3 protein-coding genes are annotated in these 3948 nt (G+C 51.3%); all 3 read left to right on the forward strand.

Annotated features, from left to right (window positions below; all coding sequences use genetic code 11):
* Positions 1–582: 582 nt before the first annotated feature.
* The gene (locus tag VAE55_RS18795) at positions 583–2544 is read left to right on the forward strand and encodes a PAS domain S-box protein (protein WP_322817249.1); all 1962 of its coding nucleotides are present in this window, start codon (positions 583–585) and stop codon (positions 2542–2544) included.
* A gap of 634 nt (positions 2545–3178) precedes the next feature.
* Positions 3179–3547, forward strand: a complete 369-nt coding sequence (locus VAE55_RS18800) for an AIR synthase related protein (RefSeq protein ID WP_322817250.1) — start codon at positions 3179–3181, stop codon at positions 3545–3547.
* Complete coding sequence (locus VAE55_RS18805) at positions 3538–3702, forward strand: hypothetical protein (RefSeq protein ID WP_322817251.1); 165 nt, start codon at positions 3538–3540, stop codon at positions 3700–3702. Before VAE55_RS18800 ends, VAE55_RS18805 begins: the two co-directional genes overlap by 10 nt.
* Positions 3703–3948 lie beyond the last annotated feature (246 nt).

The following is a 3948-nucleotide window of genomic DNA, read 5'->3' on the forward strand; positions in this document are numbered from 1 at the left end:
GATTGACGAAAACAAGCGTGTGATTGGCATCATCACCGAGAGCGATCTGTTCGAGGCGCTGGTGCAGCAGCTTGAGACACATCCGAGGTTCTGAGGCTTGAGATAGTGGGAGAGTGGGAGAGAAAATTAGGAAAGAGGAGAGGGAAGAAAAGAGTGGTGTGCTGAGTGGGTGCGGAGATTTATTGCGCGTTGCATGCGGTCTGGGAGTGGCGATTAATGATCTGACCCTGCTTCTCCACCTTGAGGGGAGAGGAACAGGGGATTTTTTAGAAGAAGTATGCGTTGATATATCTCCAGGTGTGAATATGCGTGACAGGATTGGAGGTGCTGGCACGCACTGGGAGCGTATGAGGGACTGAATATCTGTTACTGCTGACAAAGACAGACAGCATTCATCCCAACCATCGTCGAACTTCCAGGCCGTACCACCGTTAAAAAGTGGTAAAATTGAGCATGAGGCAAGAGATGCACAATCAGTTCTGCATGAAGTGCTCTGAAAAGCGCAGATACAAAACCAAATAAACCATCCTGCCGTACTCTACCGCTTTGTAACAACAACCAAGCCATGCAGGAGCTATCGAAATGACACATCAATCGAGTTCATCGCTTTCTCTTACCCCTCACCAACTCGAACATTTCTCCAAGGTTCTCGAATTTGCTGGTCTGATCTTCACTGAGTCAGATGCGCAAGGAAACATCACCTATATCAATCAGGCTGCCCGCCGCTACTTCGGCTACGCACCAGAGGAATGTATTGGAAAGTCGGTTCTAGCCTTTACCCACCCCGATGATCGTGAAACACTTCAGCAGACGATGATCGAACTCGCTAATAGGCAGCAACACTCAGCAGAGATCGAAAATCGGGTGATTCATCGTGATGGTACCGTTTGTGCATTCCTCTGGTCAATCGTCATCCACTATGACGACAATGGCAACCTGAACGGATTCACATCCATTGGCCAGGATATTTCAGCCCTTCATCGATTGCGTGATAAATTGTACGAAAAACGCGAAATTCTCTACAACGTGATCGATAATCTCCCCCTAGGCATTTTCTGGAAAGACAAAGAGTCGCGCTTTCTGGGTTGTAATCGACGTGTCCTTCAGGATGCCGGGCTCAGTAGTTTCGCTGAGATTATTGGCAAAACCGATTTTGAGTTGCCATGGCGGAATAAGGCAGCCGCCTATCAGTCCCATGATCAGGTCGTACTAACCTCTGGACCGCAGCTGAATATCGAAGAGACCCTTGTTCGCGGTGATGGAAGTTCCATCTGGTTGCGAACCGGCAAAGTACCACTGATCCGCAATCAACAGGTTGCCGGTGTCATTGGCTTCTACGAAGATATTACCGAACAGCAAGAGAAAGAACAAGAACGGCGAACGTTGCTCTTGCTCGTAGCGAATGCCCCTGATGGGATTGCGCTCCTCAATCCGCAGCTAACCATCACCTATGCTAACCCGGCATGTGCGACGATGCTAGGTAAGCACGAACTGGTTGGACAATCATGGATTGAGCTTGTACATCCTGATGACCGTCCGCAGATCGAAACCATCGTTCAGCAAGCGATGATCGGCAGCAGTCCTCGTACCAGGTTACGATATATACACAGCTATGGTTCGGTGATAACCGCATATATAGCGTTGCTGGTATTACGCAATCGCCAGGGTACGATCACCGGTTATGGCCTTATCAACCACGATATTACTGAAGAATTAAAGTCAGCGGAGCGGATCAGGGCCAGCGAACAGCGCCAACGCGCACTCTTGCAGGCAATTCCTGACCTGATTTTTATCATGACCCTGGATGGCGTTTTCCTGGATTATCACACCAATGATATCACACCTGGCTTCCCTCTAGAATACTTTCTCAAACGGCATTTTGCCGAGGTATTACCACCAGAACTGGCCGATTTGACGGCACGTAACCTGGCAGAACTGAGACGCACCGGCAGCATGCAACGCTACGAATATCAAATGCAGGTCGATGGCCAGGTACGCGACTACGAGGCGCGTATGACGCTGAGCGGGAAGGATGTCTTGGTCGCGATTCGTGACATTACCGATCAGCGTCAGGTTGAGCGTGAACGTCAGACTATTGTAATGCAAGAGCAGCGCATTGCCGCTCAGCAGGCTATCTTGCAGGAACTGAGCACACCGTTGTTACCGATTGCCAATGGGATCGTGGCGATGCCACTCATTGGTGCCATCGACTCAAGCCGTGCCCAGCTCGTGATGGAATCCCTGCTCAACGGTGTGGCTGAATATCGGGCGTCGATAGCAATTATCGACATTACCGGTGTTAAGGTGGTAGATACCCAGGTAGCGGGAGCATTGCTGCGTACTGCACAAGCGGCAGCGATGTTAGGCGCTCAGGTTGTTATTACCGGGATTCGATCGGAAATTGCGCAGACAATGGTGTATATCGGTGCTGATCTGGGTAATATAGTGACAAAAGCTACGCTGCAAGAGGGGATTGCCTTCGCGTTCAATCACCAGCGCATCAAACAATCAACGAGGAATGGTAACGTCAGGATTATGAAATAGCCGGTGTGTATCGCGTGCATTGCGAAAACTACGCCAGTACTCACCGAGTGGTTGATACACGGCAAGTTTGCTAGTGGCAAACTTGCCGGAACAAAACATTGTGAAGACCACGTCAGTACTCGCCGAGTGGTTGATAGCAAATCGCTCCTACTCCAGCCCACCTCGTTCAAGGGTAGGTAGAACATACGATCTCATACAAAAGGTAGAGCCTGGCAATACCTTGAACGTCCTCACCCCTAGCCCCTCTCCCGCCGAGCGGAAGAAGGGAAAGCAGAGTCCTGTGCTGAGTCTCCCTGATTGGGTGGCCGTTGTATTAACTCGTATTGTCTGTCCATCTCTGATCTACCAGAGGCAGGAAGTGCAGCGCCTCAAACACGCTACATCCCTCTTCCTTGTCTCCCGCCTTGTATCGCCCCATCCCAACCTGCCCTGGTTCGGCATAGGAGCATCTTCGACACCGGTTGCTGCCGCCAAGTGATTGCAGCCACGTCGCGATCATACGAAGCAGCACTGCCTGACACCAATACGCTATAATACGATTGAACCGATAACTGTTGCTGAGACACAAACCATGGACAAACGCGAACAGATTCGTTTGACAACACTGGCTGCATGCGCTGGCTGAGTAGCGAAATTGGGGCTGGATGCCCTAACGACGCTCCGCATTCCACATCATGCCCAGGTCTTGATTGGCTTGACCGACGGAGATAACGCGGCAGTCTACCAATTGAATAGCGATACTGTTCTGGTGCAAACGGTTGATTTCTTTCCGCTCATTGTTGATGATCCGTACACCTATGACGCTATCGTTACTGCCAATGCCCTGAGCGATATCTACACGATAAGAGGAAAGTCATTACTTGCGCTTGCCATCGCTGCCTTACCCAATGATTTGGATCAGGCGGTGATGTCGGTACGATTGTTCCACGGCGGATTATTACGAAAGCCGGTACCCAACCGGGCGATCGACTGTTACTCGATAAACCGCTCGGTATGGGGGTGATCACGACAGCGGTAAAGCGTGATGCTATCGCCGCTCGTGATCTCGCAACCCCTATCGGTTCGATGTTAACGCTCAATCGCCAGATCGCCGAACTGATTATCGTCCACACCCACCAGCTTGAAGCCAGCATGCACATCACTATCTTTGCACTTTGATAATCTGAAGTAGCGGGCACGGCCTCTTTCGTGGATAATGAAATACACCGGCAAACCATTGTCCCGGAGGTGGACCAGGCCTACGCCCATTCTATGCCTTTTCCCAGCACTGCGCTATTCCCCGGAGCTGTTTCGCCCGTGCGTCAGCCGCCGCCAATGGAAGGACTTCGCGACCGTCCTTCTCGGGCTGATCGCGCACGAGGGGCGACCCACGCTGAAGGGGTTGCTGGCAAGTGTGTGGGACAG

This window comes from Chloroflexus sp., from assembly GCF_034432675.1.
Lineage (GTDB): Bacteria > Chloroflexota > Chloroflexia > Chloroflexales > Chloroflexaceae > Chloroflexus.

Bases quoted from the DNA above. Each gene is read 5' to 3' on its own strand.
- VAE55_RS18795 (WP_322817249.1), top strand. From the start codon at position 583: ATGACACATCAATCGAGTTCATCGCTTTCTCTTACCCCTCACCAACTC.
- VAE55_RS18805 (WP_322817251.1), top strand. From the start codon at position 3,538: ATGGGGGTGATCACGACAGCGGTAAAGCGTGATGCTATCGCCGCTCGT.